This is a genomic window from Bradyrhizobium niftali (genome assembly GCF_004571025.1).
GTDB classification, from domain to species: Bacteria; Pseudomonadota; Alphaproteobacteria; order Rhizobiales; family Xanthobacteraceae; genus Bradyrhizobium; species Bradyrhizobium niftali.
This window is the reverse complement of sequence record NZ_SPQT01000089.1, coordinates 1-4,990: the sequence shown is the minus strand read 5'-3', so window position 1 is coordinate 4,990 and position 4,990 is coordinate 1. Positions and strand designations below refer to the sequence as shown.

General features: G+C 60.9%; 6 pseudogenes. 4 read left to right on the top strand and 2 right to left on the bottom strand.

The window, feature by feature from the left end:
• Positions 1–203: pseudogene (locus E4K65_RS48365) on the top strand (M24 family metallopeptidase); the annotation flags it as partial.
• Between the two features lie 11 nt (positions 204–214).
• Here E4K65_RS48365 and E4K65_RS46265 read toward each other — a convergent pair.
• A pseudogene (locus E4K65_RS46265) lies at positions 215–767 on the bottom strand (IS5/IS1182 family transposase); the annotation flags it as partial.
• A 108-nt stretch (positions 768–875) separates the two neighbouring features.
• On the opposite strand from E4K65_RS46265, the pseudogene istA reads away from it, so the two are divergent.
• The 3 pseudogenes from istA (at position 876) to E4K65_RS50190 (ending at position 4,412) form a co-directional block, all read left to right on the top strand.
• Positions 876–2,401, top strand: a pseudogene (gene istA, locus E4K65_RS46260) (IS21 family transposase).
• A gap of 10 nt (positions 2,402–2,411) precedes the next feature.
• Positions 2,412–3,150: pseudogene (gene istB, locus E4K65_RS46255) on the top strand (IS21-like element helper ATPase IstB).
• 234 nt (positions 3,151–3,384) lie between these two features.
• Positions 3,385–4,412: pseudogene (locus E4K65_RS50190) on the top strand (IS110 family RNA-guided transposase).
• Positions 4,413–4,779: 367 nt separating this feature from the next.
• Here the strand turns inward: E4K65_RS50190 and E4K65_RS48105 are convergent.
• Positions 4,780–4,990: pseudogene (locus E4K65_RS48105) on the bottom strand (phosphoglycerate dehydrogenase); the annotation flags it as partial.

The window sequence follows — 4,990 nt, the reverse complement described above, 5'->3', positions numbered from 1 at the left end:
TGGGATATCCGCCTGCAGTTGGTGAAAAGACGGTCAGCCTTCGGAAAGGTGACCAAACCGTTTTGCGGCCTGGCATGTGTTTCCACATGATGTCTGGTCTTTGGCTTGAGAATGAGGGAATTACGATCACGCAGCCATTCGTTGTAACTGAAACTGGTTATGAGGCCCTAACGAAGATCCCGCGCCAGCTATTCATCAAGTAAATTGTCGTCCGTTAAGAAGCCGGATTGAGCGCGGCTTGACGAGGAATGTCAGGCCATAGCGGCCCGAGTAGCACGCACAAGTGTTCTCTGAGCCAGGCGAGGATGCGGCGGAAGCTCTGGCCGACGGCTGAGAGGACGACGTTGGCGGCATCGCCGGCGCGGCCTTTGAGGTAGCAGCGGCCGAGGTAACCTTCGGTCTTCAGGTGTCCGATGATTGGTTCGATGGCGGAGCGACGGCGCAGCTCGCGATGACGTCGAGGATGCCGCGCTTTTGGTCGGAGATGTAGACGCGACGGGGAATTTGTGCGTCGTGGCCGCGGTATCCCTTGTCGACATAAGCCCGCTCGATCACACAGCCGGTGAGTGTCTCGGTACGGTCGCGCCATCGTAAGGGTTATCAGGCAGCGCCCGGCGTGCAGCACGAACAGGCCACGGGGAGCCCGCCAATTGTTTGGTAACGATGGAGGCCTGCCGATTCCGAGGCGATCGCGCGCACCGTTCCGATTTGATCGCGCGCAGCATTCCGAAGTGATAGCGCGCAGCATTCCGAGAATTGTCCGCGCAGGATTCCGAAGCGATCGCGCGCACTTTGGAGGTAGGAGAACCTGATCGTTGGGGCATGTTCCGGTCGGATAGCGACCGGAGAAATGGATGCCGACGAGGAGGGTTACGATGCGCCACGTGCGCGAGATTTTGCGTCTGAGCCTGGAAGCAGGGCTATCGACCCGGGTGATTGGCGAGCGTTCCGGGGTCGGGGCGACGACGGTCCGGGATATGCTGAAGCGGTTTGCCCGCTCCGGGCTGAGCTGGCCAGTCCCTGTGGAGATAAGCGATGCCGACCTGGAAGCGTGCCTGTACGGCTTACCTGGGGTGAAGCCCGGCCGGCGCAAGCAGGCGGAACCGGACTGGTCGGCGGTGGCACGTGAGCTGAAGCGCAAGCATGTGACGCTGCAGGTTCTGTGGGAAGAATATATCGCCGCGCACCCGGGTGGCTATCGCTACAGTCGTTGGTGTGGCCTGTTCCGGCGCTGGGAAGGCCGCCTGCCTCTGACGATGCGGCAGAACCACGTGGGCGGCGAGAAGATGTTTGTCGATTACGCCGGCGACAGGGTGCCGGTTGTAGTCGACCGCCGGACCGGTGAGGTGCGCGATGCCCATCTGTTTGTGGCGGTGCTCGGCGGATCGAGCTTGTCATTTGCCTGCGCGACGTGGACCGAGCAGTTCGCCGACTGGATCGAGGCGCACAGTCGCGCCTTCGCATTCTTCGGCGGCGTGGCCCATCTTCTGGTCCCCGACAACGCGAAGGTCGCCGTGATCAAGGCGTGTCACTTCGATCCGATGGTCAACCGCAGCTATACCGACATGGCGCGCCATTACGGCACGGCGGTGCTCCCGGCGCGGCCGAGGAGGCCGCGGGATAAGGCGAAAGTCGAGGCCTGCGTCGGCATTGTCGAACGCTGGGTTCTGGGCCGCTTGCGTAAGCGGATCTTCTACAGCCTGGCCGAGGTAAATGCTGCGGTCGCCGAGTGCATCGCCGATCTAAACGACACACGGGTGCTTCGCCAGTACAGCAAAACGCGGCGTCAGCTGTTCGAGGAGATCGACGCGCCGAACCTCAAGCCGCTGCCGATCGAACCGTGGATCCACGCTGAATGGAAGCGTTGCCGGGTCGGTCTCGATTATCACATTGCCATCGAGCATCACCATTACTCGGTACCGTGGCGCTTCGCCCGCCGCGAGGTCGAGGCCCGCATTACCGCACGCACGCTCGAAATCTTCCTTGATGGCGAACGTATCGCCGCCCACATGCGTGGAAGCGGCAACGGGCGACATACGACGATCCCCGAACATATGCCGTCGAGCCACCGGCGCTACCGTGAATGGACGCCATTGAAGATCCGGGAAGAAGCTGCGCGGATCGGGCCGATGCTGTCGCTGCTGGTTGAGAAGATCATCGAGGATCGGCCGCATCCCGAGCAGGGCTACCGGTCATGCCTCGGCATCATCGGACTGGAGAAGCGCTTCGGCACCGAACGCCTGGAAGCGGCCGCGCGGCGCGCGCTGGAGATCCAGGCGCGCAACTATCCCTCGGTCAAATCGATCCTCGAGAAGGGGCTCGACAAGATCCCGGTGCGCAAAGCTCCGGAGCAAACGCCGATCTTCCACACCAACATCCGGGGCCCGGATATTACCACTGAAAGGACTGCAATGCTCAAACACCCGACACTCGAACTGCTGGGGCAACTCGGTCTGGCAGGCATGGCCAATGCGTTCATCGAAATGGAAAGCAACAGCGATGCCGCCAACCTCAGCCACGCCGAATGGCTTGCCCTTCTCCTCGATCACGAGGCGACCTACCGCTGGCCGGCGCCTTGCGCTGCGCCTTCGTCATGCCCGGCTACGTCACCATGCCGAGCCCGAGGACGTCGATTACCGCGCGGCGCGCGGTCTCGATCGCCGGCTGTTCGACAGGCTGCTCAGGGGCGACTGGATCGCTGCCCATGAGAGCTTGGCCATCATTGGGCCGGCCGGCGTCGGGAAGAGTTGGTTGGCCTGCGCCATCGGCCACAAGGCTTGCCGTGACAATCGCTCGGTCCTCTACACTCGGCTGCCGCGCCTGATCGACGACCTGTCCCTGGCCAAGGGTGACGGCCGCATCGCCGCGCGCATGAAAAGCCTCGCCAGGGTCGATCTCCTAATCCTCGACGATTGGGGGCTTGAACCGCTCGACGGTAATGCCCGTCACCACCTGCTTGAAATCCTCGAAGACCGGTACGGGCGTCGCTCAACGCTGGTGACCAGCCAGCTCCCGGTGGCCCGCTGGTTCGATCTGATCAGGGATCCCACCTACGCCGATGCAATCCTTGACCGCCTGGTTCACAACGCTCACCGGCTCGAACTCGGCGGCGAATCCATGCGCAGGTCCACCATCCCCGCTGCCGCTTGACCGGCCCCCAAATACGGTGACATCTTGCCACGACGATCAGGTGCTCCACCTGCGCGCGATCAGATCGGAAAGCTGCGCGGCATCAGATCGGAATACATGCGCGCGATCGTCGGAATCCGCAGCGTATTTTCAGGCCGTTCCGTATTCTTCACATGGCGTAATCGCGGCTGACGTCTTCTTGAGAACACGAGGATCGGTACGATCGGCGTCAGCAAATCGTAAAGAAGCCGCACTATGAAGCAATACGTTGGTCTGGACGTCTCTATGGAAGAAACCAGCATTTGCGTTTTGGACCAGGCTGGCGACGTGACATTCGAAGGCTGTGCGCCGACCAATCCGGAGGCGATCGCTGAGCTCCTAAGGCGTCATGCCGGCAATGCTGAGCGGATCGTCTTTGAAACGGGCTCGTTATCCAATTGGCTTTGGCATCAACTCAGGGCACTGGGCTTTCCGGTGATTTGCCTTGATGCGCGTCACGCCCACGCGGCGTTATCGATGCGCATCAACAAGTCGGATCAGAACGATGCCAAGGGGTTGGCCGAAATGGCCCCGCATGGGATGGTACCGGGAAGCTGCCGTGAAGGGGACGGAGAGCTGGAAAACCCGTTCGATGCTGGCGGCTCGAAGCAAGCTGGTGGATCTGCGGCGTGACCTCGACAACCAGATGCGTGGCTTGTGTAAGGGGTTGGGAATAGTGGTCGGCAGGGCCGGTTCGACCAACCTGGCTCGGAAAGTCAACGCCGTGCTCGCTGAATCGCCGGATTTGCAGGATATCTTCGCGCCACTACTCCTTGCTCAGTCCTGTTTGACCGCGCAAATTGAAGAATTTTGATCGAGAACTCGTGGTGATGGCCAAGGGTGACCAAACTGTTCGGCGAATGATGACCGGTCCCGGTATCGGTCCCCTGACCGCTCTGGCTTTCGTCGTTACCATCGACAACCCCGCTCGCTTCAGACATTCCGCCGACGTTGGCGCCTATCTCGGCCTGACACCAAGGCGTTATCAATCCGGCGAGGTCGACCGAACTGGCCGCATCTCCAAACGCGGCGACCATCAGGTTCGGACTTATCTGTTCGAAGCCGCGAACGTCCTGCTGACCGTTGTCAGGCGAGGTTCTGCGCTCAAGCGCTGGGGCAGCAAGCTGACCAAACGGATCGGCGCCAAAAAGGCGAAGGTTGCCGTTGCTCGCAAAATGGCTGTCATCCTCCACACCATCTGGACCGACGGCACTGAGTTCCAGGCACAGATGGGCGCCGCATGAAGCAGCCTTAAACCGACCCAGATCCGCCTTCGGCGGAACAAGCGTCCCTGCCGGGACGAAGGTGCTGGCAATCTCGAAGTCGTCCCAGCGGGCGCTACGCACCGCGCTCTTCACATCGAGATGCACACCTCTTGAACGCCATCATGCGGCGGCTGTAGAGACGACCGCGGAAAGAACCATGAACCCGGCGGTGGATCACTTTTGTCTATCGGGGTTGACACCGTGCCCGCGATTAACGAACAGGTGACTAAGAGTTGGACACGTCATCCGCGAACTTGCAGTGGTAGAGGCGCGTAGTTCCTTGGAAAGCACGCGCCTCTCACCTAATAACCAGCAGGAGTCTTGCCGAGAGCCCGACTGCCTTAGGCTAGTACCCGAGTTCGAGATTGATTTCCCGCTTTAGCGGCTTGCCTGCGGCGAACTCCGCAAGATTTTCCGCGCCCCAATGGATATACCTTTCAAGAACGTCATCGGCATTAGCGGCCTGATCGATAGACCCGATGACGTTTGGCAGCTTTTGAATTTGCAGGCGAGGCACATCCCCTCTTGGGTAGGTTCGACCGAAATCGTATCGGAAC